We start from the raw sequence: 23041 nt of genomic DNA on the forward strand, positions 1-23041 counted from the left end.
TCTCAGAATGAGATTGGCCCCATTTTCTTCGCCTCTATTCCGGCGAATCCGCAGTCAGGCGACCGAAGATGAAGGCGCGCACGGCCACTGGCCTCTGCCTGATTCAATATCAAAAGCGACACTCCGATGTCGTAACGACGCCGCAACGCGTCGTAAAATGCCGACGTTCAACCCGGACAGTTCAGCAAAGATGTAGCGAAGAGTTTTCAGGAGATCACCCAATCGGCGTTACGAATTTCGTCCCGGGGGTAACTGAAAATTATTAAATTCGTACCTAGCGTTTCATATAGTGGGTATGATTAGATCGAAGAACAAGCGCGGGGACAACCCGCCGGACACAATCAATGGGGAGCCTGACTTGGCTGAAGCGTCCACCGAAGACGCGTTCGTAGAATTCGAGCGCGTTCAGAAAAGCTATGATGGCGAAACGCTCGTCGTCAAAGACCTTAACCTCACAATGCCAAAAGGCGAGTTTCTGACCATGCTCGGGCCGTCGGGTTCCGGCAAGACCACGTGCCTGATGATGCTGGCCGGGTTCGAGACTGCGACCCATGGCGATATCCGTTTGGGCGGTGTTTCGATCAACAACATCCCGCCGCACAAGCGTGGCATTGGCATGGTGTTCCAGAACTACGCGCTGTTTCCGCACATGACGATTGCCGAAAACCTCAGCTTTCCGCTGGAGGTCCGCAAGTTGGGCAAATCCGCGCGTGAGGAAAAGGTGATGCGCGCGCTCGACATGGTCGAGATGGGGGCCTTCGGTGGTCGCCGTCCGGCGCAATTGTCGGGCGGTCAGCAACAGCGGATCGCACTGGCGCGTGCGCTGGTGTTCGAACCCGAACTGGTGCTGATGGACGAGCCGCTGGGCGCGCTCGACAAGCAACTGCGCGAAAAGATGCAGTTCGAGATCACCCATCTGGCCCACCGCCTGGGCATTACCGTGGTCTACGTGACCCACGACCAGACCGAAGCGCTGACGATGTCCGACCGCGTCGCCGTGTTCGACGACGGCCGCATTCAGCAACTGGCGCCACCCGACAAGCTGTACGAGGAACCCTCGAACAGCTTCGTTGCCCAGTTCATCGGCGAGAACAACACGCTGGAGGGGCAGGTCAAGGAAATCAACAACGGCATTGCCGTGGTGCAACTGGACGATGGCGAACTGATCGACTGCAAGCCGATCAATGTCAGACAGCCGGGTGAGCGTACCCGCGTATCGATCCGGCCCGAACGCGTCGAATACAACAAGGACCGCCTGCAGGAAGGCGCCCACACGCTGAAGGCCGAGGTGCTTGAGTTCATCTATATGGGCGATATCTTCCGCACCCGTCTGCGGGTGGCCGGAAATGATGAGTTCATCATCAAGACCCGGAACGCACCCGACCAAACCCGTCTTCAGCGCGGCGAGCAGATCGAGATTGGCTGGCTGCCTGACGATTGCCGCGCGCTTGACGCCTGAGGCCGGCAACAGTGCCCCCTTTCCGACCAGGGTCGGGAAGAAACGACAATTGCAAAAACGCAAGAAAATCAACAAGGAGAGAACCAAATGAAGCTAATGAACCTGACCGCACTGGTCGCAACCACCGCGTTGGTCGCCCCGATGGCGATGGCAGCGGACATGGCCGACGAGATGACCATCGTCTCGTGGGGTGGCGCCTATTCCAAGTCGCAGCTCAAGGCCTATCACGAGCCCTATTCGGAAAAGACCGGCGTCAAGATCATCAACGATGAAAGCTCGGCCGAAGCGGTGGCCAAGCTGCGCGCGATGAACGAAGCGGGCAACGTCACCTGGGACGTGGTTGACGTGGTGGCCGCAGACGCGCTGCGCCTGTGCGACGAAGGTCTGGCGATGGAGATCGACCCCGAAGAGCATCTGGCCGCGGCGCCCGATGGGACTTCGGCCGAGGATGATTTCGGCGACCTGCTGGTCGGCGACTGCTTCATCCCGCAGATCGTCTACTCGACCACTTTCGGCTATCGCACCGATCTGGTTGGGGATAACCCGCCGACAGATGTCTGCGCCGTCTTCGACCTCGAAACCTACCCCGGCAAGCGCGCACTGGAAAAACGCCCAATCAACAACGTGGAATGGGCACTGCTCTGTGACGGGGTCGCCAAGGAAGACGTCTATGATGTTCTGGCCACCGAAGAAGGGCAAGAGCAGGCTCTGGCCAAGCTCGACACCATCAAGGACGAGGTGATCTGGTGGTCGGCGGGCGCCGACACGCCGCAACTGCTGGCCGATGGCGAGATCGTCATGGGCTCGACCTACAATGGCCGTCTGTTCAGCGTGATCGAAGAGCAGAAACAGCCCGTTGCCATGCTGTGGGACGCGCAGGTGTTCGACCTCGATGGCTGGATCATTCCGGCTGGCCTGTCCGACGAACGCAAGGCCCGCGCGCTGGACTACATCTACTTTGCGACCGACACCCAGCGTCTGGCGGATCAGGCCAAGTACATCTCGTACGGCCCGGCACGCGCCTCGTCGGCTCCGCTGGTGGGCCAGCATGCCGATCTTGGCATCGACATGGCACCGCATATGCCGACCGATCCGGAAAACGCCAAGAACACGTTCCTCTACAACTACGAGTTCTGGGCTGACTACCGCGACGATATCGACGCGAAGTTCCAGGCCTGGCTGGCCAAGTGATCGCCTGATCGCTTGATCGGATAGTGACGGATAGGGCCCGCCGGGCCCTATCCACCCTCAAAGAACAAACACCAACGGGGAAAAGATGAGCGATTCGACCGCCTCTGGACCGGTGTTGGCCGCCGACGGCACACCATTGAAACGCAGCCTGGCCCGCGCACTACGCATGCAAAAGCTGCGCGCATTGATGCTGATTGCGCCGCTGCTCCTCTTTGTCCTGCTCACCTTCATCGCGCCGATTGCAGACATGCTGTTCCGCTCGGTCGAGAACAAGATCGTCGTCACCACCCTGCCGCGCACGGTGCAGGCCCTGCAGGAATGGGACAGCAATTCCGGTGAAGCCCCCGGCGAGGCGGTGTTTCAGGAGCTGTACTACGACATGTTCGTAGCCGCCGAGGCCAAGGAACACACCAAGCTGGGCACGCGGCTAAACTATGAACGCACCGGCATCTCGTCGCTGTTCCGCAGTTCCGGGCGCAAGGTTGATGATATCGGCGAAGACCATGTGAAAGCGATCGAGAATGCGTCCGACAAGGCGCTGAAGGATGAGGCGCTTTGGTTCGAGATCATGACCGGCGGCGCGGGTGCCGAAACCAATGACGCCCCGCTGAGCGCCGGGCGCCAGCGGCTGAGCAACCTGACCGACACCAGTTTCAGCGGCGATATCGGATTCGTGCCTGGTTCCGCAATCTCGGAAATCCTGCCGGAAACCACCCAAGCCTACACCGATTTCGCTCTGTTCACCGCTGTCGCGGACAACGATGTCGTGGCCGAGGAAGACCCGTGGGAGACCGCCTTTGTGGCCCTCGCCACCGAATTGCAAGCCGATCCGGCACGGCTTGACGGCTATGCCGGCCCCGGCGCCGACGCGCTGAAAGCGGCGGCTGAGGCGGTTGCAGGGCTGGAGCCTATTGCCTTCAAGCCAGCGTTTCTGGATATCGACAAGGATTGGGGCGACAGCGAAAACTGGAAGACGATCCAGATCTACAGCCCGCGCACCACCAACGGCTATTTCCTGAACGCCGTGGACCTGCAAAAGGGCACCGACGGCATCGAGGCACGGCCCGAGAACCAGCAGATCTATATCACGCTCTTTACCCGCACCCTGATCATGTCGCTGATCATCACCGGATCCTGCATCCTGCTGGGCTATCCGGTGGCATGGATTCTGGCCAATCTGCCGACGCGCACGGCAAACGTGTTGATGATCCTGGTTCTGCTGCCCTTCTGGACCTCGCTCCTGGTGCGGACATCGGCCTGGAAAGTGATGCTGCAACAGCAAGGCGTGATCAACGAGGTTCTGGTCTGGCTCGGTATGGTCCCGGATGAGGCGCGGCTGGTGATGATCAACAATCAGTTCGGCACCATCGTGGCGATGACCCACATCCTGCTACCGTTCATGATCCTGCCGATGTACTCGGTGATGCAAACGATCAACCCGACCTACCTGCGCGCGGCCAAGTCGCTGGGCGCCACCAACTGGACCGCTTTCTGGCGGGTCTATTTCCCGCAATCGGTGCCGGGGATCGGTGCGGGCAGCATCCTCGTCTTCATCCTGGCCATCGGCTACTACATCACGCCTGAGATCGTGGGCGGCACCAAGGGTGTCTTCATCTCGAACCGGATCGCCTACCACATCTCGTCCTCGCTCAACTGGGGGCTGGCGGCGGCGTTGGGGACAATCCTGCTGGTGGTCGTTCTGCTGCTCTACTGGGCCTACGACCAGATCGTCGGCATCGACAACGTGAAGCTGGGGTAAGCGAACATGGCACTCAATACCGTCCAACCACAAACCCCCGGCTTCGTCGCCGCCGTGTCTGCGGGGGCCGGAGCGCTCTTCGGCCTCTTCGTCGGGACCGCGCAAGGTTCGGGCTTCATCGGCATCGTGATCGGCGCGGCCCTGCTGGCGGCGCTGGGATTTGTCCTCTCGGGTATGCGCGAGCGTGAAAAACCGCTGCGCTGGCTGATCACCGCCGGGTTCCTGATCGCGGGCCTCGTTCTGGGCGGTATATCGGCTGCTATCGTCGGGGCGCTCTTTGGCTGGTTTGCCGGATGGTTCATCTTCTGGCTGGCTACATCGCGCTACCGCGCACATCTGGCGCCCTACCTGACGCCGGGGCAGGTGCTGTGGCACTATACGTTCCGCGTGATCTGCGGTGCGATCTTCGTCTTCCTGATCACGCCGATCCTTGTGGTGATGCCGCTCAGCTTCAACGCGCAGGATTTCTTTACCTTCACGCCCGAGATGCTGCGGTTCGACCCCGCCGGGTACTCGATGAAGCACTACGAGGATTTCTTCAGTAACTCCGACTGGCAGAATGCCCTGTGGAACTCGATCAAGATCGCACCCATGGCGACGCTGCTGTCGGTCGGGTTCGGCACGCTGGCCGCCATCGGCCTCAGCCAACCGCATGTGCCCTTCCGCCGCGCGATCATGGCGATCCTGATCTCGCCCATGATCGTGCCGCTGATCATCTCGGCGGCGGGCATGTATTTCTTCTACAGCCGGATCGGCCTGCAGGGCACATACTTCGGCGTGGTGCTGGCCCATGCGGCGCTGGGTATCCCCTTCGTGATCATCACCGTGACTGCAACACTGGTGGGCTTCGACCGTTCCCTGACCCGGGCCGCCGCCAATATGGGAGCGGGACCGGTCACCACCTTCTTCCGGGTACAGATGCCGCTGATCCTACCCGGAGTGATTTCGGGGGGTCTCTTTGCCTTCATCACCTCCTTCGACGAGGTGGTGGTGGTGCTCTTTGTCGGCTCTGCCGGACAAAAGACCTTGCCCTGGCAGATGTTCACCGGCCTGCGCGAACAGATCTCACCCACCATCCTTGCCGTGGCGACGATCCTTGTGGCCATCTCAATCCTGCTACTCACGACGGTTGAAATGCTGCGCCGCCGCTCGGAACGCCTGCGCGGCATGTCACCAAGCTGACAACGACAGGGCGCCTTTAAAAGGCGCCCTTTCTTCTTCTGTTCAAAAATATCCCGGTGGGGTGAACAGGCTTCCCGTAAACTGTCCAGTGGACAGTTTCGCCTGTGAACGGGCGAAGCCCCGGATGCCCAAGGGCAGCGGGGGCAGAGCCCCCAACCTACCGCAACCGCTCGAGCAACCTCAGCGACGCATAACCGTCCGGCAAAAGCCCCTCGGCCAGTTGATAGGCCCGCACCGCGTTGATGGTCAGCGGCCCGATCCGTCCGTCGATCTTCTGCGTGTCGAACCCCGCCTGCGTCAGCCGCTGCTGCAACTCCTTGCGCTCGGCAAAGCTCAGCGCGCGATCGCCACGCGGCCACTTAGCGCGGATGGGTCCGGCGCCGCCGATCCGGTCGGCCAGATGACCCACCCCGATCACATAGGCATCGGCGGTGTTGTAGCGCTCCAGAACTTCGAAATTGTCAAAGATCATGAAGGCCGCACCCTGCCCGCCCGCCGGCAACAGAATCGAGGCAAGTCCGTGATCCGCCACCGGCCGCCCATCCATCCCAACGACTCCGAGCCTGGCCCAATCCGAGGGCTTCTTCGTCAACTCGCGCTTGGCGTTGGAATAATCGAACCCCTCCGGCACGCGCACTTCGACACCCCAGGGCTGCCCACTGGTCCAGCCGAACCCGGCCAGATACGCCGCGGTTGAGGCCAGCGCATCGGTCGGATCGCCCGACCAGATATCGCGCTTGCCGTCGCCGGTGAAATCGACCGCGTGGTCCAGATAAGAGGTCGGCATAAACTGGGTATGCCCCATCGCGCCGGCCCAACTGCCCTGCATGTTGCTGGCCGAGACATCGCCCGCGTCCAGTATCCGCAGCGCCGCGATCAACTGTTCCTCAAAGAACGCCGACCGCCTCGCGTCAAAGGCCAGCGTGGCCAGCGAGCGGATGGTGCTGTCGCTGCCCCGAAAGGTTCCATAGGCACTTTCCAGCCCCCAGATCGCCGCCACGATCTCTTTCTCAACACCGTATTTGGCTTCGATCTCTTCCAGCGTCGCGCGATGCTTGGCCAGCGCCGCCTTACCGTTCCTGATCCGCGCATCCGAGGCAGCGCTGTCCAGATAATCCCAGATCGTCTTGGTAAATTCCGACTGGTTGCGGTCGCGTTTCACGACCTTGGGATCGTATGTCACCCCGCGCAACGCGGCATCCAGCGTCGAGCTGGAAATTCCCTTTTCCAGCGCGCGGCGCTTGAACGCGCCGACCCAGGCCTCAAACCGTGCATTCGAACTGCTTGCCGTCACCTGCTGCACCTCACGCACTGGGCGCAAAACCGGCCGAACCGAAGATGTGATCTCGGCTGCGGCCAGCACGATCTCGCCCTGCCCGGTCTGTGTTTGGGGCCGCTCCTGCGGCCGGATTTTTTGATTGACTGTGCCACCCGACACATTCGTAGCCCATATCACGGCGAGGACGGCGCCACTCACGCATGTTCGCATTCCGGTTTTCCCGATTGTCTGCTCGGGATCAGGATAACGCGAAACCGGCCATCGACAAAGCGTCTAAGCGTCCGGCCCGCAATCTTCCGCCCGTTCCGCCCGGAGCCGTTCGAGCGCCGAGCGCAGCAGCGGAACCCGCTGGGGGCGAAAGCTCTCGTCGGTCACCACCATCCCGCGCATCCGGTCCAGCCGGAAGATGCGGAAATCCCGGCGCAGATGGCACCAGGACAACAGCACGCTGGATCGGTCCATGTAGACGATGCTCAGCGGATTAACCCGGCGAAAGGTTTGCGCGCCCTTCACATCGGTATAGGCGAACTCGACCGCGCGTTCGTCCCAAGTGGCCTGCCGCAGCGCCGCAACCTCGATTGTGGGGGCGGCCGGGCGGTCGAACCGTGTAGCGGCCAGAATGGCGTGGCTCAGCCGGTGCGATTGGCGCTGCGGTAGCCGCCCTTGCAACTTGCGCAGCGCCGCCCCGGCGGCGGCGGACAGCGATGGATCGCCGATCAGCTCGACCTCGCGCAGGCCCAGAACCAGAGCCTCAAGCTCATCATCGGTGAAACCCAAAGGCGGTAGCGTGGCGTCTTCGATCAGGGTAAAGCCGAACCCGGCCTCACCGTCGATCACGGCCCCAAGGCTGCGCAGTGCGTCGATATCGCGGTGGATCGTGCGCGCCGACACCCCCAGATCCTGCGCCAGATCGACCGAGGTACGCGGCGGCGTGCCCGAGCGCAGGGCTTGCATCAGTTGGAACAGGCGGGCGGTACGGGTCATGACATAGCCTAGCCTATCCCTGATGACAGAAATTGTCATGAGAAGCGTCTAACCTCGGGACCGACCCCCAATACGGAGACCCCGAAATGCTGACACTGCTCACCTTCCCCTCTGCCTTCGGCCAGTTCAGCGCCAGCCCCTTCTGCGTCAAGGCGGCGTACATGCTGCAACTTTCAGGTCAGCCATGGCAACGCTCCGACCTGCTGGACCCGCGCAAGATGCCCCACCGCAAGCTCCCGGTCCTGCGCACGCCCGAACGGCTGATGCCCGACAGCGACGCCATCCGCGATTGGCTTGAGGCGCAGGGGGCCGAATTCGACGCGGGCCTCAGCGACGTGCAAAAGGGCCAGTCCCGCGCCCTGATCCGGATGGCCGAGGATCACCTCTATTTCCACATCGTGATGGACCGCTGGGGCAATGATGCGGTCTGGCCGGTCCTGCGGGACACTTTTTTCACCACGATCCCGGCGCTGATCCGCAAACCGGTCTCGAATTCGATCCGCAAGTCGGTGCTGAAGGGGCTGGATATGCAAGGCGTCTCCCGGTTCTCGGAAACTGTACGGCTGGATCGGGTCGAGCGTGACCTGCAGGCAATCTCCGCCTTTCTCTGGCAATCACCGTTCCTGATGGGCGAGACCCCGACCTCCGCCGATCTGAGCGTGGGTCCGATGCTGGCCGCGATGCGCGCGACGCCCGCGGAAACACCGCTGACCCGGCGGATCGAAGACGATAAGATGCTGTGCGACTACATCGACCGGATTGAACAAACGATACGCCTGCCATGAGGCCTTTTGCAGACCCTGCCGTCGCTGACGCCTTCGCCGCCTTTCCCGACGCAACCCGCGACGGGTTGATGGAGCTGCGCGAGTTGATTTTCGACACAGCCGACACCGTGCCCCACGCGCAGCCCTTGACCGAGGCGCTGCGCTGGGGCCAGCCCGCCTATCTGGCGCCGCGCGGCTCGACCATCCGGCTAGGCGCGCACAAATCGGCACGGTTTGCCCTGTTCGTACATTGTCAAAGCCGGTTGATGGGCGATTTCACCTCGGCCTTTCCCAGAGAAGACCGGATCGAGGGCAACCGGGCGATCCTGTTCGATGCGCCGGGCCAGATCGACCCGACGCGGCACGGCTGGCTGATCGCCCGGGCGCTGACCTATCACCTCTGACGGCGCTTGCGCTCGATCTTGCGTTTGATCTTGTCTTTCTTCCGCTTGGTGCTGGCACCTTTGCGTCGGGGCGCGCGGCCCGCCGGACCGCGTCCGCGTGGCAAGGCCTGATCGTCGATGGACAGCAGCTCCAGTTCCAGCCCACCGGTCACCGGCACCGCCTCGGTCAGGCGCACGGTCACCCGTTGACCGATGGCGATCAGCATCCCGGTGTCCGACCCCATCAGTGTCCCGGCCTCGCGGTCGAAATGGAAGAACTCGCGCCCCAGCGAACGCACCGGAACCAACCCATCAGCACCGGTCTCGTCCAGCTTCACGAAGGCCCCGAACCGGGCGATACCGCTGATCCGTCCCGAAAACTCGTTGCCCACCCGCTCGCTGAGATAGGCCGAGAGATAGCGGTCATTGGTGTCCCGTTCCGCCATCATCGAGCGGCGCTCGGTATCCGATATGTGATTGGCGGTGTCTTCCAGCCGGTCAATCTCATCCTCTGTCAGCCCGTCCTCACCCCAGCCATGAGCCGAGATCAGCGCGCGGTGCACGATCAGGTCGGCATAGCGCCGGATGGGTGAAGTGAAATGGGCGTAGTTTTTGAGCGCCAGCCCGAAATGGCCAAAGTTTTTAGGATTGTAATAGGCCTGCGCCATCGACCGGAGCGTGCTGAGATTGATCAGCTCCGCCTCGTCGGTCCCGGCGGCGGCGTTCAGCAGCGCGTTTAGGTGCCGGGTCTGCAACACTTGCCCCTTGGCCAGGTTCAGCCCCGCCGCCTGAGCGGTTTCACGCAGGGACTCCAGCTTTTCGGGCGCGGGTTCCTCATGCACCCGGAACAGCAGCGGGCGGCGTTTGGCAATCAGGGTCTCGGCGGCCGCGACATTGGCGAGGATCATAAATTCCTCGATCAGACGATGCGCGTCCAGCCGGTCGCGGAAGGCCACGCTCAGGACCTCGCCCGCATCGCTCAGCACGATCTTGCGCTCGGGCAGATCCAGATCCAACGGCTGCCGCACCGCGCGCGCCTTTTTCAGCGCCTCATAAGCCGCGTAAAGCGGCTTCAGAACCGGCTCTAGCAAAGGCCCTGTGCGGTCGTTTGGGGTCCCGTCGATGGCCTCCTGCACCTCGGCATAGTTCCGCGAGGCGGCCGAGCGCATCAGCCCGCGCACGAACCGGTGACCGATCTTGTTGCCTTCGGCGTCGATCTGCATCCGCACCGCAATGCAGGCGCGCGGCACGCCCTCGTGCAGCGAACACAGATCGCCCGACAGCCGGTCCGGAAGCATCGGCACCACGCGGTCGGGAAAATAGGTGGAGTTGCCGCGCTTGCGCGCCTCGCGGTCCAACGCCGCGCCGGGGCGCACATAGGCCGCCACATCGGCGATCGCGACCCAGATCACATGGCCGCCCGGGTTCTTGGGATCGTCATCGGCATGGGCGTAACACGCATCATCGTGATCGCGCGCATCCGAGGGGTCGATGGTCAGCAACGGCATGTCGCGCAGGTCCTCGCGCCCGCTCAGGCCCACCGGCTTGGCCTTGTCGGCCTCGTCGATCACCTTGTCCGGGAAATCGTCGGGGATGCCATGCTGGTGAATGGCAATCAAGGACACCGCCTTGGGCGCCGAAGGATCGCCCAACCGCTCGACAATCCGCGCGCGTGGCAGGCCCATGCGGTTTTTGGGCCCCGCCTGCTCGGCCTCGACCAACTCGCCATCTTTTGCGCCTTGCGTGGCACCCTCGGACACCTGCCATTCTTTCGAGGCGGCCTTGTCGATTGGCACGATCCGCCCGCCCTCCGCGCCCTTGCGGAACAGGCCGAGGATGCGGCGCGGGTTGGTGCCGATGCGCCGGATCAGCCGGGCCTCATAGTTGTGATCCTCCTCATGCACCAGCGTGAGGCGCGCCAGGATGCGGTCACCCTCGCCCAGCGCCGGATCGCTCGCGCGCGGGATGATCAGCACGATGGGCTCGACTCCCTCGCCATGCCACTCCAACGGACGGGCGAACAGATCGCCATCGGCATTGGGCGCCTTGACCTGCAGCACACTGACCGGCGGCAACCGGTCCGGATCGCAATAACTGCGCTTGCGTTTCTCCAAGTGCCCCTCGGCCTCAAGCTCCTTGAGGATGCGCTTGAGGTCGATCCGGTCCGCGCCCTTGATGCCAAAGGCCTTGGCGATGTCGCGTTTCGAGGTAAGAGTGGGATTCGCCGAGATCCAGTCGAGGACCTCCTGCTTGGAGGGGATGCGTTTCATGTTTCCGCCCTAGCACGGCGATACGACCGCGTCATGACCAAAAAACGGGCAATGCCGTGGGTCACGCGCGGTTACGGATCAAGAAGTGCGTCGCGGTACGTGATTCCTGGTCCGCCCGATGATCCATTTCACGCGAAATAGTCTGCCAGAATACGCCCGTAAATCGCCTTTAGCTGATGGATCTGCGCCACCTCGGCCCGTTCATCCACCTGATGCATGGTCCGGCCCACAAGGCCGAATTCAACCACCGGGCAATGGCTCTTGATGAAACGGGCATCCGAGGTGCCGCCAGTGGTCGAGAGTTCAGGCGTCACGCCAGTTTCGGCCTCGACCGCCGCTGCCACCAGATCCGAGAGCGGGCCGGGCGGAGTGAGGAAACTCTCGCCCGAGATTTTCACCTTGATCCCGATCTCGACACCAAATTCTTCGGCCACCCGGTCCGCCTCGGCCTGCATCCAGCCGGTCAGGCCCGCGCCCGTATGCAGATCGTTGAAGCGGATGTTCACGGTGCCGGTGCACTGCGCCGGGATCACGTTGGTGGCCGGGTTGCCGGTGTCGATGGTGACGACCGCCAATGTAGAGGCGTCGAAATGGTCTGTTCCCCGGTCCAGTTCGTGGCTCGCCAGACGGTCCATCAGCCGCGCCATGGCGGGCAGCGGGTTTTTCGCCCGGTGCGGATAGGCCGAATGCCCCTGAACGCCGGTGACCGTGAACCACGCGGTCATCGAGCCGCGGCGCCCGATCTTCATCATCTCGCCCATTCGATCCGGACAGGTCGGCTCGCCCACCAGACAGACCGACATGCGCTCGCCCGCCTGATCCATGTAATCGAGCAGCGCGGTGGTGCCGTCCACGGCATCACCTTCTTCGTCCCCGGTGATAGTAAGGACAACCGCCCCCTCCGGCGGCGTCTGCTGTACGAAATCGACGGCAGCGGCGGCAAAGGCCGCGACGCCCGACTTCATGTCCGTGGCACCCCGGCCATACATCACGCCGTCCCTTACCTCGGCGCCAAAAGGCGGCAGAGTCCACGCCGCCTCATCCCCGACCGGTACTACATCGATGTGGCCGTTGAAGCCGAACGTGCGCGCGTGGTCCTTTTGCCCCCACCGGGCAAACAGGTTGCACACATCGCCACGATCCACCCGCACACAGTTAAATCCCGCCGCGCCGAGCACCTGCTCCAGAACGCCCAGCGCCCCGCCCTCCTCGGGTGTTACCGAGGGGCAACGGATCAGATCTGCGGTCAGCCGGGCGGGGTCGATAGGCGTCATTTGAACTCCGGAGATGGTGGCCTCATTTCCCTCACTCATTCTATGAAATACCCCCGATGCCAAGCCCGCCGGGCAGAAAACGCGGGAATAAAGCCGCGGACACCGCCCAATTGCAGGAATTCCTGCAACAATCCGGCCTGTTTACCCAGGGGCCGCCTTGCTCGGGCGACAAAATCTGCGCTAGTGGGCGACTAAACAGGTAGACACTCCAGATGCGCGTTATCCTCGTCCTGCTTATTCTGACTGTTACGGCCCTTGCTCAGGCCAGTCAGGCTCAGACCCTCACGGTATCGACCGTGACACGGCCCCCGTTCTCATTTGTCGAGGATGGGAAAGAGACCGGGTTTTCGGTGGAGTTGTTTGACGCCCTTGCCGAGTCGCTGGAGTGGGATTTTCGGATCGTGCGTTCGGATGGCTTCTCGGACATGCTGACCCGGGTTCAGCAGGCCCGCGCGGACCTTGCCATCGCCAATATCTCGATCACCGCCGCGCGTGAATCCAAGATGGACTTCAGCCAGCCCATCTTCGAAGCGGGGCTGCAGATCATGGTGCCCTCGGAGTCGACCCGACGCCCGTCACTGATGCAGGCGCTTTTGTCCCGTGATCTGTTCATCGCAATCGGACTGGCCTTTGCGATCCTGCTGACCGGCGGGATGCTGATGTGGTATTTCGAGCGTCGCGCCCAGCCTTATTTCGACCGAACCCTGAACGAGGCCTGGTTCCCCTCATTCTGGTGGGCCCTGAACCTGGTGGTAAACGGAGGTTTCGAGGAACGGGTGCCGCGCACCGTGTTCGGGCGGTTGTTCGGCGTTGTGCTGGTGATCTCATCCCTGTTCATCGTATCCGTCTTCACCGCCCGGATCACCTCGGTCATGACGGTGGACGCGATCACCGGAACCGTCAATTCGGTGAATGACCTTTACGGCAAGCGCGTCGGCACGATCAGCGACTCGACCGCCGCCGCGTTTCTGGATCGGCGCGAGGTTGAATATGACAGCTTTGCCGGGCTGGACCCGATGCTGGAAAGATTTCAGGAAGGCAAGCTGGATGCGGTCGTGTTCGACGCCCCTGTCCTGTCCTATTACGCCAACCACGAAGGCCGCGATATCGCCACCATGGCAGGCGGCATCTTTCTGCGTGAAAACTACGGGATTGCCTTCCCCACCGGCTCACCTCTGATCGAAGAGGTCAATCAGGCGCTGCTCGGCCTGCGGGAGGACGGTACTTATGACAAGATTTACCGCAAATGGTTCGGGATACCGAACTAGACCTGCCTAGGCTTGCCCGGGGTCATCAAAGAACGGCGTCATCTGCGCGACGATCACCGCGTTCTCTTCAAGCGCCCGCTGCATCAGCGCGCGCTCCTCATCACCGATCTCATGCCCTTCGGCCTCGCGCTCGGCCAGAGTGCCATAGCCAGTCACGTCCAGCGGGGCGGTATCGGCCTGCTTGAGGATCGCCACGGTCTCGCGCACCGCCTCGGCCTCATCCACGCCGCTGGCAAAGCACATTAGCGCCGCCCCTGTGGCGCCTTCGGGCAGGCCGTCCCCGTCCTTTCGTCCGATCTGAACGAGAAGCGTATAGACCTGCTGGCGTGATGGTTTCTTTTGCTTTTCCATGGCCGCCGCCTTAACGACCGGCACCTCAGCGGTCAACCGAAACCGAGCCGCGAAGAACGCCCCTCCACGGCCCGGCAAACTTGAACTTCTTCTGACAGATCAGTCGCGCAGCAGCTCGTTGATCCCGGTTTTCGAGCGGGTCTTTTCGTCCACCCGCTTCACGATCACCGCGCAATAGAGGCTGATGTTGTTCTTCGACGGCATCGAGCCAGCTACGACCACCGAATAGGGCGGCACCTCGCCATACATCACTTCGCCGGTCTCGCGGTCCACGATCTTGGTGGATTTGCCGATGAACACGCCCATGCCAAGGACCGAGCCCTCGCGAACGATGCAGCCCTCGACCACCTCAGACCGGGCTCCGACGAAGCAGTTGTCCTCGATGATCGTCGGCCCGGCCTGCATGGGCTCCAGCACGCCGCCGATACCCACGCCGCCCGACAGGTGCACGTTCTTGCCGATCTGCGCGCAGGACCCGACGGTGGCCCAGGTATCGACCATGGTCCCCTCGTCCACATAGGCGCCGAGATTGACAAAGGACGGCATCAGCACCACGCCCGGCGCGATATAGGCCGATTTGCGGACCACACAGTTCGGCACCGCACGGAAACCCGCCGCCCGCCACTGGTTCTCGCCCCAACCGGCGAACTTGCTGTCCACTTTGTCCCACCAGCCGCCCTCCTGCGGGCCGCCGATCTGAATCTCCATGTCCTTGATGCGAAAACCCAGCAGAACCGCCTTCTTGGCCCACTGGTTCACATGCCAACTGCCATCACCCTGCTTTTCAGCCACCCGCAACGAGCCGCTGTCCAGCGCGTTCAGCGTGTCCTCGATGGCCTCGCGCTGCTCGCCAGTGGTGGCGGGGGTGATCGTGTCACGAGCCTCCCAGGCGGTTTCGATGGCGGCTTCCAGTTGTGCGTTGGACATGGCTGTGCTCCCTGCAGAATCCCGTCGTGTTTGTGTGGCCTATAAGGAAGCGACGGCCAATGCGCAATGCGACGAAGATCGACCCCTTTGCGGCGGGGTGGCCGCCTTACCGCACCCGCCGGATATGCCGCTTGAGAATCTCGCAGGCCGTAGCGGCGTCCTTGCGCTTCAGCGCCTGCACGATGGCGGCGTGATCCGCGTCGCTGCGCTGCGCCCATTTCTGGCGCCAATGGGCAAACAGATGCCGGGCACTGGCGATGTGCAGATCGTCGATCGCGTGCAGCAGGCGTGGCATCGCGCAAGGCGCCAGGATCACCCGGTGAAAGCTGCGGTTGCGCGCCTCCCAAGCCGGCATATCCGCTGCCGCATCACAAGCGATGCGTGCGTCATCCGCCGCCCTGACCTCAGCCGGGGTCATATTCTGCACCGCGTGCTGCAGGGCGAGTGTTTCCAACGCCACCCGCATCTCGATCACCTCGCGGATCTCGGCCGGGTCCAGCGCTGTCACCCGCATGCCGCGCCGGGGCTCGCTGTGGGCCAGCCCATGCGCTTCGAGCCGCAGCAAGGCCTCGCGCACCGGCACATGACTGGTCTCGAAGGCGCGGGCAATATGGTCCTGCCGCAGCTTTTCGCCCGCCACCAGCTGACCGGTAACGATCTGCTGGCTGAGACGTTCATAGATGGTGTCGGCGATGGTGGCTGTCATAGATTATAGATAAAATCGGCGCGCAGCCGCCTCAAGCGGATAATTCACGCAAAAACCGGCGACGGCGCGATATTCCCGCCGCAAACCAGAACCGCAACACGCTCGCCCGGTTCAGGCCGGTATGCCCCGCTCATGAGCGCGGCCAAAGCCGTCGCACCTGCAGGCTCGACAAGTACCCGCCGCTCGGCCCAAAGCGCCTGCTGCGCAGCCACAATCGCCTCGTCACAGACCAGAACCGAAGCCATCCCCTGCGCCAGCCCAAAACAGATATCCCCGATCCGGCGGGCACCCAGCGCGTTGGCGGCAACACCCGAAACCTCGACATCCACCGGCGCGCCCGCCCGCAACGCCGCATGCAGCGCGCAAGAGGTTTCGGGCTCAACCGCCACAACCTTGCGCGCACCTTGAAGCCAGGCCAGCGCGCCGCCGATCAGACCCCCGCCGCCAACGGCGACCACAACGGTGTCGGCAGAGAGCCCCTGCGCCTCCCACTCTGCAAAGCAGGTGCCCTGCCCAGCCACGGTTGCGGGCGCATCATAGGCGTGGATCTGCATCGCGCCGCTCTCGGTCTCATGCGCCTGCGCCATGCTCAGCGCGTTGGCGTATTCACCGGGCACCACGGTCAGATCCGCCCCGATCCCCTCGATCAGCGCGATCTTGGATGGGCCCGCCAGTTCTGGCACAAAGATCTTGGCCGGATGACCCAGCGCCCGCGCCGCATACGCCGCCGCCGCGCCATGATTGCCGCCCGAGGCCGCGACCACACCCGCCCCGGGCACCTCGCGGGACAAGAGCGTGTTGAACGCCCCGCGCGCCTTGAAACTGCCGGTGTGCTGCATGTGCTCAAGCTTCATCTCGACGGGAAATTGCAGCCCGAACCCCCGCGCCTCGATCACCGGAGTCACCTGCACATGGCCCGCAATGCGATCTGCCGCCGCCGAAATCTCTGCCTTCCAATCCATGCTCACATCCCTGTCACTGGCCTGTCACCGCCGAACACTGGCGCTCCGGCCGCGAACCCTATAGCTGTTGGGAAAACAAGCAAGCAGGGATCCCCCGCAATGAAAGAAGACCGCCTGAGCCCCTTCCGCGACGCGCATACCGACCGCTCGACCGCGAGCCATGTGCCCGACACCCCGCAGACCCGGTCACCCGCCTACAAGCTGGCCTTTGCGGACGAGGATTTCCTGTGCCGGGATGAACTGCGCCCGGTGCGCCTGCAGCTGGAACTGCTCAAGCCCGAGATGATAATGGCCGAGCGCGAGATCACCTCGACCATCGTGATGTTCGGCGGCGCCCGCATCCCCGAGCCGTCGCAGAAGCACAAGGCACGCACGCAGACTCTGGCCGACCTGTCGCAATACTACGACGAGGCGCGCGAATTCGCCCGGCTGATGACCGAGAAATCCAAGCACAGCGGCTGCCGCGAGAACGTGGTCGTCACCGGCGGCGGCCCCGGCGTGATGGAGGCGGGCAACCGCGGCGCGCAGGATGCCGGGGGCTGTTCCATCGGGCTCAACATCGTGCTGCCACATGAGCAGGCGCCAAACGCCTATGTCTCGCCCGAGCTCAGCTTCAACTTCCACTATTTCGCCATCCGCAAGATGCATTTCCTGATGCGCGCCCGTGCCATCACCATCTTCCCCGGCGGCTACGGCACCATGGACGAGCTGTTTGAATCGCTGACCCTGATCCAGACCGGGCGCATGGACCGGGTGCCGTTCCTGCTGTTCGGCCGCGAGTTCTGGGAGCGGGTGATCAACTGGGAGGCGCTGGCCGATGCAGGCACCATCTCGGAAGAGGATCTGGACCTGTTCCGCTATGTCGATACCGCGCAAGAGGCGATGGAACTGATCGACAACTGGACCCCGGCCCCCCCGCGCGACGTGATTCCGGGGCGCTGAAGCGATTCGTGCTACACTCGGCCAACCGACATCCAAGGGAGAGGCCGATGGAATATGTAACCGTGTCCAACTGGACCTATGACGAGACCCTGGACGAGGCGGCGCTGATTTCCAGCGCCAAGGAAAAACTGAGTCAGCTCAAAGCGATGGGCGCCAAGAGCGGCCATCTGGTCCGGGTCGGCCCGACCGAGGGGCTGATTGTCATGGTCTATCCGGACGAAGGCACCTGGAACCGGGTGCGCGAAGCCGTGCAGCATATGCGCACCGACACCAGACCGAGTGAAGGCGGCACGAATACCGGCGCCGTGGACGGCCCGGCCTTGGTGTCGATCTGACGCTATTGGCTCTCACCAGCCACCCCGGGCGCAGGCATTCCACTTTCTGCAAACGCTTTTGAGTGCTAGAGGGCAAGGGACAGCAATTCGACGAGAGCCGGACCTGATGAGCACGCCCCACAAGACGCCCCCGCGCACCGGCGCGATGCTGCATCTGCGCGGCAACGCTTTGGACAAGGGTGACGCGGTTGCTCTCCCGCTGACCCAGAGCAGCATGTTCCACCTGCCCGGCCAGCCCGAGGATTTCGCGACCTATGGGCGTGTGGACAACCCAACCTGGCAGCATCTGGAATATTTGCTGAGCCATCTCGAAGATGCCCCCTGTCTGGCCTTCCCGTCAGGCATGGGCGCGATTTCGGCAGCCCTCTTTGCCACGCTCAAGGCCGGGAACCGGGTGCTGATCCCGTCCGACGGCTACTACGTCACCCGATTGCTGGCCGAACGGTTCCTGTTCAATCTGGGCGTGACGGTCGAGCAGCGCCCGACGACGGCCTTCTCCGAGGGCGGCTTTGACGGGTTCGACGTTGTGTTCCTTGAAACCCCGTCGAACCCCGGCCTCGACATGATCGACCTCTCCGCCGTGGCGCAGGCCGTGCGCGCGGCCGGCGGCATCACCATCGCCGACAACACCACGTTGACCCCACTGGGCCAGCGCCCGCTGGATCTGGGCGTGGATGTGGTTGTGGCCTCGGACACCAAGGCGATGGGCGGCCATTCCGACCTGCTGATGGGGCATGTGGCCAGCCGCAATGCCGAGATCATGCAAGCCGTTGAAGATTGGCGCAGAATCTCGGGCTGCATCCCCGGCCCGCATGAGGCCTGGCTCCTGCACCGGGGGCTTGAGACGCTGGATGTCCGGTTCGACCGCATGTGCAGCTCGGCGCAGGTGCTGGCCAAGCGTCTGGCCGCCCACCCGGCGGTGAAACAGATCCGCTATCCCGGTCTGGAAACCGACCCATCACATACGCTGGCCAAGGCGCAATGCATCCGCTTCGGCTTCCTGCTGTCGATCACGCTGGAAAGCGAAGACAAGGCCGAGGCTTTCATCAACGCCTGCCCTCTGATCCGGCCCGCCACCTCATTTGGCGGCGTCCACACCTCTGCCGAGCGCCGCCTGCGCTGGGGCGATGCGGTCGATCCCGCCTTCATCCGCCTGTCAGTCGGGTGCGAACCGGTCGAGGAACTGTGGCAAGCGATCAAACACGCCCTCGACACCATATGAACAGGGGCACTCGCCCGCCCCTTCTTCTGTTCAAAAATATCCCGGAGCGCGAGGCAGAGCCTCGCATTATCACCGACGTAACCGCCGCGCCGCGCTCTGTTATTTCGCTTTCGGTGCCCGCAACTCCTTGAACACATAGATCGGCAGCACCACCGCCGCGATCAGCGCGCCCAGCCACACCAGCAACGTCGCCGCCAACAGGTTGGCGATGCCGCCGATGGTCAGGCCTGTCGTGATCAGGTCGGTCGCCAGCAGCCCCACAAAAGTCACCACCAGTGCGATCCCGCCCTTGAGCGCCGGGATGTTCTGCTCGCTCAGCTTCGCGATCAGCGGCTCGGCAACCACCTGCACCAGCGTGAAAACAACCACCACGATGATCAGCGACAGTGGCGCGATCCTGAACCCGTCAAGCAGAAATGCGGCCAGCAGCAGACCGATGGCATTACCCGCCAGCAGGGCAAGCACCGACATGATGCGTCGGGACATGAGACGATACCTCGCATTCAATTCGCATAAATGTTGAATGCGAGACTAGACCGGCCTCAGTCCGATTTCACCTTGTTTTTCAAAGACCCGCCTCGGCCTCGATCTGTTTGCGCGACTTGCGGGCGCGCTCGGTGGCCGACTTCAGCTGACCGCAGGCGGCCATGATGTCCTCGCCGCGCGGGGTGCGGATGGGTGAGGCATATCCCGCCTGGTAGATGATGTTTGCAAAGGCATGGATGCGGTTGTTCGAGCTGCGCTTGTATGGCGCGCCAGGCCATTCGTTGAACGGGATCAGGTTGATCTTGGCAGGGATATTGTGGCGCTTGATGTGCTCGATCAGACGATGTGCATCCTCGTCGCTGTCGTTCACCCCGTCCAGCATCACGTATTCGAAAGTGATCCGCTCGGAGTTCGACGCATTGGGATAGCTGGCCAGCGCTTGCAGCAACTCTTCGATATTCCAACGCTTGTTGATCGGCACCAGAACGTCGCGGGTTTCATCTGTCGTGGCATGGAACGAGATCGCCAGCAGGCAGCCGATTTCCTCGGCTGCGCGCGCGATTTCGGGCACTACGCCCGAGGTGGACAGCGTGATACGGCGGCGCGACAGCGAGATCCCCTCGGGGTCCATCGCGATCTTCATCGCGTCGCGGACGTTCTCGAAATTGTAGAGCGGCTCGCCCATACCCATCAGAACGATGTTCGACAGAAGGCGGGTTTCGTCCTTGGGTTCACCCGGAACCGGCCATTCGTCAAGATCGTCGCGCGCCATCATGATCTGGCCGACGATTTCGGCAGTTGTCAGGTTTCGTACGAGTTTCTGAGTGCCGGTATGACAAAATGTACATGTCAGCGTGCAGCCCACCTGAGACGAGATGCACAGCGTCCCGCGCCGCTCTTCGGGGATATAGACGACCTCGACCTCGTGCCCGCCTGCGATACGGACGAGGTATTTCCGGGTGCCGTCCTCGGACAGTTTGCGGGTCACAACCTCGGGGATTTCGATGACGAAGCTCTCGGCCAGTTGCGCACGGTAAGTCTTGGCGAGGTTGGTCATCTCGGCGAAGTTGCGCACGCCCCACTGGTAGATCCACTGCCAAATCTGGTTCACCCGCATCTTCGCCTGTTTCTCGGGTGTGCCATGTTCGATCAGCACCTCGCGCAGACGATCGCGGGTGAGGCCCACCAGGTTCAACTTCCCCTCGGGCAATTTGCGGGGGATGGTCATGACATCTTGAGTGATCGGCGCTTTGGCAGACATGGGTAAGGACTCGGGCTGGTCGCAGGGATGCGCCTCTATATAGGAATGCGCGCGAAGATCAAAAGATTTCGTGCGGGAACGCATGCGGATTTGAACGCGGAGTGGCGTTGCTTGGACGTAGCCGTGCGCCGCTATTTCAGGTTTCCCGCGCCGCCGAGTGCCTGCACGGCAGCCGCACCGCATGCGTTGCCGTTTGCAAGGCACTGCTCCAGCGGTGCCCGCTCCAGCCAGGATGAAAGGAACCCGGCGTTGAACGCGTCTCCTGCCCCTGTGGCGTCCAACACTTCAACGGGCGTGGCGCCGTTGAGGATCCATGCGTTACAGGACCGAGATCGTGCGCGGGCGCCGTTTTTGCCGTTTTTGACGACGGTCAGAGGTGCGCAGAGCGCATCAGTACCAGCGGCGCGGAGCGCGGTCATTTCGGCCTCATTGGGCAGGAACACATCGACCGCTGAGATCAATTCCGACAGGTTTTCGGCATATGCGTCCTGCCATCCGCAATCGAGCGAGACGGTCAAACCGGCCGATTTGGCCAAACGCAAAAGATCGGGCTGTTCCTGTAATGTGCGTAACTCGCCGATATGCAGATGTGCATATTGGCCGAGGTCGATTTCAGCGGGATCGGGCGTTGCCGGGCCATCGGACCGGGTCAGAAAGGCGCGGTCTTCGGCGCAGGAGATCGCCACCGTGATTTGCGGGTCGATCCCGTCCGCCGCTGTCGCGCAGGCACTGGCATCCACGCGATATTGGGCCATGTCCGCGCGGACAACGGCGTCGAAGGGCGCTGCGGGCAGGGTCGAAAACTGCGACACCGCATGGCCCAGCGCCACCATGTTCGCCCCGGTGATGAACGCGCCTCCGCCGGCGTGCAGCGTGAGACCCGGGACAAAAACCTCGGTCCCCGGTGTGGGCAGGCGGGGTGTGTTGACGAAAACCAGGTCGCAATAGAGCCTGCCCGCGCAGAGGATCGGCTTTTTCACGTCAAAGCCTCGCCGCTTGCGCTGTCGAAGACATGCAGGTTTTCAGGCGCGGCGCCCAGCTGCACCGCGTCGCCGACCTGCGGCGGGTTTCGGCCATCCGCCTTGGCGATGATTTCGCCCGACGGGGTGTCGACGTAAATCAGGGTCTCGGCGCCCAAGGGTTCGAGCAGCGTGACCTTGCCGGACAGGATCGGGTTGGCGCTGTCGAGGTGGAGATCGTCGGGCCGGACGCCAAGCAGGATGTTTGTTGCGCCCCCGGCAGCCACCCCGGGGATGCGGACCTGCCGATCTGCGTTCAGGCGCACCAGAGTACCGTCCAACTCTCCAGAAAGCAGATTCATGGACGGGGCTCCGATGAAACGCGCAACAAAGGTGTTTGCCGGTTTGTGAAAGACCTCGGTCGGGGTGCCGACCTGTTGGATATGGCCATCCTTCATGATCACGATCCGGTCCGCCATGGTCATCGCTTCGACCTGATCATGGGTCACGAAGATGATCGTGTTGCCGACCCGCTGGTGCAGTTTCTTGATCTCAAGCCGCATCTGGGTACGCAGCTGGGCGTCGAGGTTCGAGAGCGGTTCATCGAACAGGAAAACCGCCGGGTCGCGCACCATGGCGCGCCCGATGGCCACGCGCTGACGCTGGCCGCCGGACAATTGGCTGGGCTTGCGGTCCAGCAGGTCGGTCATGTCGAGGATGCCGGCAACCTCTTGAATTCGCTTTTCCTTGTCGGCCTTTGGCATCTTGGAGGATCGCAGGCCGAAGGCGATATTCTTCTTGACCGACATATGCGGATAGATGGCGTAGTTCTGAAACACCATCGCGATGTCGCGTTCTTTGGGTTCAAGGTTGTTCACCTCGCGCCCGCCGATTTCGATGATGCCGCTGGTGGTTTCCTCAAGCCCCGCGATCATCCGCAACGTGGTGGATTTTCCGCATCCCGACGGGCCGACGAAGACCACGAATTCGCCGTCGGCAACGTCCAGAGTGATGCCGTGCAGCACTTCTGTCGTGCCATAGGATTTGGTCAGGTTGCGCAGGGCGAGGTTGGCCAAA

Annotated in this window: 22 protein-coding genes; 10 read left to right on the top strand and 12 right to left on the bottom strand. The window is 62.8% G+C overall.

What is annotated here, in order from left to right; genetic code table 11:
• Positions 1 to 358: 358 nt before the first annotated feature.
• From GOX53_RS19205 to GOX53_RS19220, 4 genes are all read left to right on the top strand, one after another.
• Positions 359 to 1459 carry an ABC transporter ATP-binding protein gene (locus GOX53_RS19205; protein WP_171179189.1) on the top strand — a complete coding sequence of 367 codons (1101 nt, stop codon included), beginning with the start codon at positions 359 to 361 and terminating at the stop codon, positions 1457 to 1459.
• A gap of 87 nt (positions 1460 to 1546) precedes the next feature.
• The gene (locus GOX53_RS19210) at positions 1547 to 2650 is read left to right on the top strand and encodes an extracellular solute-binding protein (RefSeq protein ID WP_171179191.1); all 1104 of its coding nucleotides are present in this window, start codon (positions 1547 to 1549) and stop codon (positions 2648 to 2650) included.
• Between the two features lie 85 nt (positions 2651 to 2735).
• Positions 2736 to 4409 carry an ABC transporter permease gene (locus tag GOX53_RS19215; protein ID WP_171179193.1) on the top strand — a complete coding sequence of 558 codons (1674 nt, stop codon included), beginning with the start codon at positions 2736 to 2738 and terminating at the stop codon, positions 4407 to 4409.
• Between the two features lie 6 nt (positions 4410 to 4415).
• Positions 4416 to 5591 (top strand): ABC transporter permease, encoded by a 1176-nt coding sequence (locus tag GOX53_RS19220; RefSeq protein ID WP_171179195.1) that lies wholly within the window; start codon positions 4416 to 4418, stop codon positions 5589 to 5591.
• A 157-nt stretch (positions 5592 to 5748) separates the two neighbouring features.
• Here GOX53_RS19220 and GOX53_RS19225 read toward each other — a convergent pair whose 3' ends face one another.
• Together GOX53_RS19225 and GOX53_RS19230 are read right to left on the bottom strand one after the other, a co-directional pair.
• Positions 5749 to 7080 (bottom strand): lytic murein transglycosylase, encoded by a 1332-nt coding sequence (locus tag GOX53_RS19225; RefSeq protein WP_171179197.1) that lies wholly within the window; start codon positions 7078 to 7080, stop codon positions 5749 to 5751.
• A gap of 63 nt (positions 7081 to 7143) precedes the next feature.
• The gene (locus GOX53_RS19230) at positions 7144 to 7854 is read right to left on the bottom strand and encodes a YafY family protein (protein ID WP_171179199.1); all 711 of its coding nucleotides are present in this window, start codon (positions 7852 to 7854) and stop codon (positions 7144 to 7146) included.
• A gap of 86 nt (positions 7855 to 7940) precedes the next feature.
• Between GOX53_RS19230 and GOX53_RS19235 the strand changes: the two genes are divergently transcribed.
• Both GOX53_RS19235 and GOX53_RS19240 read left to right on the top strand, forming a co-directional pair.
• Positions 7941 to 8639 (top strand): glutathione S-transferase family protein, encoded by a 699-nt coding sequence (locus GOX53_RS19235; RefSeq protein WP_171179201.1) that lies wholly within the window; start codon positions 7941 to 7943, stop codon positions 8637 to 8639.
• A complete protein-coding gene (locus tag GOX53_RS19240; RefSeq protein WP_171179203.1) occupies positions 8636 to 9022 on the top strand; it encodes a DUF1801 domain-containing protein in 387 nt (128 codons plus the stop codon). The genes GOX53_RS19235 and GOX53_RS19240 overlap by 4 nt, the downstream gene beginning before the upstream one ends.
• Here the strand turns inward: GOX53_RS19240 and rnr are convergent.
• Together rnr and dapE are read right to left on the bottom strand one after the other, a co-directional pair.
• Entirely contained in the window at positions 9013 to 11271 is a 2259-nt protein-coding gene (gene rnr, locus GOX53_RS19245; protein ID WP_171179205.1) for a ribonuclease R, read from the bottom strand. The two genes, GOX53_RS19240 and rnr, sit on opposite strands and share 10 nt — an antisense overlap.
• Before the next feature lie 128 nt (positions 11272 to 11399).
• Positions 11400 to 12545 carry a succinyl-diaminopimelate desuccinylase gene (dapE, locus tag GOX53_RS19250; protein WP_171179207.1) on the bottom strand — a complete coding sequence of 382 codons (1146 nt, stop codon included), beginning with the start codon at positions 12543 to 12545 and terminating at the stop codon, positions 11400 to 11402.
• A 212-nt stretch (positions 12546 to 12757) separates the two neighbouring features.
• Between dapE and GOX53_RS19255 the strand changes: the two genes are divergently transcribed.
• Entirely contained in the window at positions 12758 to 13813 is a 1056-nt protein-coding gene (locus GOX53_RS19255) for a transporter substrate-binding domain-containing protein (RefSeq protein ID WP_171179209.1), read from the top strand.
• 6 nt (positions 13814 to 13819) lie between these two features.
• On the opposite strand, the gene GOX53_RS19260 is transcribed toward GOX53_RS19255, so the two are convergent.
• The 4 genes from GOX53_RS19260 to GOX53_RS19275 form a co-directional block, all read right to left on the bottom strand.
• Positions 13820 to 14164 (bottom strand): hypothetical protein, encoded by a 345-nt coding sequence (locus tag GOX53_RS19260; protein WP_171179211.1) that lies wholly within the window; start codon positions 14162 to 14164, stop codon positions 13820 to 13822.
• 99 nt (positions 14165 to 14263) lie between these two features.
• The gene (dapD, locus tag GOX53_RS19265) at positions 14264 to 15091 is read right to left on the bottom strand and encodes a 2,3,4,5-tetrahydropyridine-2,6-dicarboxylate N-succinyltransferase (RefSeq protein WP_171179213.1); all 828 of its coding nucleotides are present in this window, start codon (positions 15089 to 15091) and stop codon (positions 14264 to 14266) included.
• Positions 15092 to 15197: 106 nt separating this feature from the next.
• Positions 15198 to 15797: a GntR family transcriptional regulator gene (locus tag GOX53_RS19270; protein ID WP_171179215.1), complete on the bottom strand. Its 600-nt coding sequence runs from the start codon at positions 15795 to 15797 to the stop codon at positions 15198 to 15200.
• Between the two features lie 44 nt (positions 15798 to 15841).
• Complete coding sequence (locus GOX53_RS19275; protein WP_171179217.1) at positions 15842 to 16759, bottom strand: threonine/serine dehydratase; 918 nt, start codon at positions 16757 to 16759, stop codon at positions 15842 to 15844.
• A 99-nt stretch (positions 16760 to 16858) separates the two neighbouring features.
• On the opposite strand from GOX53_RS19275, the gene GOX53_RS19280 reads away from it, so the two are divergent.
• The 3 genes from GOX53_RS19280 to GOX53_RS19290 all read left to right on the top strand — a co-directional run bounded on the left by GOX53_RS19280 (position 16859) and on the right by GOX53_RS19290 (position 19258).
• The gene (locus GOX53_RS19280) at positions 16859 to 17701 is read left to right on the top strand and encodes an LOG family protein (protein WP_171179219.1); all 843 of its coding nucleotides are present in this window, start codon (positions 16859 to 16861) and stop codon (positions 17699 to 17701) included.
• A gap of 47 nt (positions 17702 to 17748) precedes the next feature.
• A complete protein-coding gene (locus GOX53_RS19285; protein WP_171179220.1) occupies positions 17749 to 18036 on the top strand; it encodes a hypothetical protein in 288 nt (95 codons plus the stop codon).
• A gap of 106 nt (positions 18037 to 18142) precedes the next feature.
• Positions 18143 to 19258: a cystathionine gamma-lyase gene (locus GOX53_RS19290; RefSeq protein ID WP_171179222.1), complete on the top strand. Its 1116-nt coding sequence runs from the start codon at positions 18143 to 18145 to the stop codon at positions 19256 to 19258.
• A gap of 99 nt (positions 19259 to 19357) precedes the next feature.
• Here the strand turns inward: GOX53_RS19290 and GOX53_RS19295 are convergent, their stop codons facing one another.
• From GOX53_RS19295 to GOX53_RS19310, 4 genes are all read right to left on the bottom strand, one after another.
• On the bottom strand, positions 19358 to 19744 hold the full coding sequence (locus GOX53_RS19295) for a phage holin family protein (protein ID WP_171179224.1): 387 nt from the start codon (positions 19742 to 19744) through the stop codon (positions 19358 to 19360).
• A 79-nt stretch (positions 19745 to 19823) separates the two neighbouring features.
• Entirely contained in the window at positions 19824 to 21005 is a 1182-nt protein-coding gene (gene rlmN, locus GOX53_RS19300) for a 23S rRNA (adenine(2503)-C(2))-methyltransferase RlmN (protein ID WP_171179226.1), read from the bottom strand.
• A 131-nt stretch (positions 21006 to 21136) separates the two neighbouring features.
• The gene (locus GOX53_RS19305) at positions 21137 to 21985 is read right to left on the bottom strand and encodes a carbohydrate kinase family protein (RefSeq protein WP_171179228.1); all 849 of its coding nucleotides are present in this window, start codon (positions 21983 to 21985) and stop codon (positions 21137 to 21139) included.
• Positions 21982 to 23040 (bottom strand): ABC transporter ATP-binding protein, encoded by a 1059-nt coding sequence (locus GOX53_RS19310; RefSeq protein ID WP_171179230.1) that lies wholly within the window; start codon positions 23038 to 23040, stop codon positions 21982 to 21984. Before GOX53_RS19310 ends, GOX53_RS19305 begins: the two co-directional genes overlap by 4 nt.
• Between the last annotated feature and the right edge of the window lies 1 nt (position 23041).

Source organism: Ruegeria sp. HKCCD8929, from assembly GCF_013031405.1.
In the GTDB taxonomy this organism is placed as follows: domain Bacteria; phylum Pseudomonadota; class Alphaproteobacteria; order Rhodobacterales; family Rhodobacteraceae; genus Ruegeria.

Coding starts and splice junctions, on each gene's coding strand:
- GOX53_RS19210 (WP_171179191.1), top strand. CDS start 1,547: ATGAAGCTAATGAACCTGACCGCACTGGTCGCAACCACCGCGTTGGTC.
- GOX53_RS19215 (WP_171179193.1), top strand. CDS start 2,736: ATGAGCGATTCGACCGCCTCTGGACCGGTGTTGGCCGCCGACGGCACA.
- GOX53_RS19220 (WP_171179195.1), top strand. CDS start 4,416: ATGGCACTCAATACCGTCCAACCACAAACCCCCGGCTTCGTCGCCGCC.
- GOX53_RS19225 (WP_171179197.1), bottom strand. CDS start 7,080: ATGCGAACATGCGTGAGTGGCGCCGTCCTCGCCGTGATATGGGCTACG.
- GOX53_RS19230 (WP_171179199.1), bottom strand. CDS start 7,854: ATGACCCGTACCGCCCGCCTGTTCCAACTGATGCAAGCCCTGCGCTCG.
- GOX53_RS19235 (WP_171179201.1), top strand. CDS start 7,941: ATGCTGACACTGCTCACCTTCCCCTCTGCCTTCGGCCAGTTCAGCGCC.
- GOX53_RS19240 (WP_171179203.1), top strand. CDS start 8,636: ATGAGGCCTTTTGCAGACCCTGCCGTCGCTGACGCCTTCGCCGCCTTT.
- rnr (WP_171179205.1), bottom strand. CDS start 11,271: ATGAAACGCATCCCCTCCAAGCAGGAGGTCCTCGACTGGATCTCGGCG.
- dapE (WP_171179207.1), bottom strand. CDS start 12,545: ATGACGCCTATCGACCCCGCCCGGCTGACCGCAGATCTGATCCGTTGC.
- GOX53_RS19255 (WP_171179209.1), top strand. CDS start 12,758: ATGCGCGTTATCCTCGTCCTGCTTATTCTGACTGTTACGGCCCTTGCT.
- GOX53_RS19260 (WP_171179211.1), bottom strand. CDS start 14,164: ATGGAAAAGCAAAAGAAACCATCACGCCAGCAGGTCTATACGCTTCTC.
- dapD (WP_171179213.1), bottom strand. CDS start 15,091: ATGTCCAACGCACAACTGGAAGCCGCCATCGAAACCGCCTGGGAGGCT.
- GOX53_RS19270 (WP_171179215.1), bottom strand. CDS start 15,797: ATGACAGCCACCATCGCCGACACCATCTATGAACGTCTCAGCCAGCAG.
- GOX53_RS19275 (WP_171179217.1), bottom strand. CDS start 16,759: ATGGATTGGAAGGCAGAGATTTCGGCGGCGGCAGATCGCATTGCGGGC.
- GOX53_RS19280 (WP_171179219.1), top strand. CDS start 16,859: ATGAAAGAAGACCGCCTGAGCCCCTTCCGCGACGCGCATACCGACCGC.
- GOX53_RS19285 (WP_171179220.1), top strand. CDS start 17,749: ATGGAATATGTAACCGTGTCCAACTGGACCTATGACGAGACCCTGGAC.
- GOX53_RS19290 (WP_171179222.1), top strand. CDS start 18,143: ATGAGCACGCCCCACAAGACGCCCCCGCGCACCGGCGCGATGCTGCAT.
- GOX53_RS19295 (WP_171179224.1), bottom strand. CDS start 19,744: ATGTCCCGACGCATCATGTCGGTGCTTGCCCTGCTGGCGGGTAATGCC.
- rlmN (WP_171179226.1), bottom strand. CDS start 21,005: ATGTCTGCCAAAGCGCCGATCACTCAAGATGTCATGACCATCCCCCGC.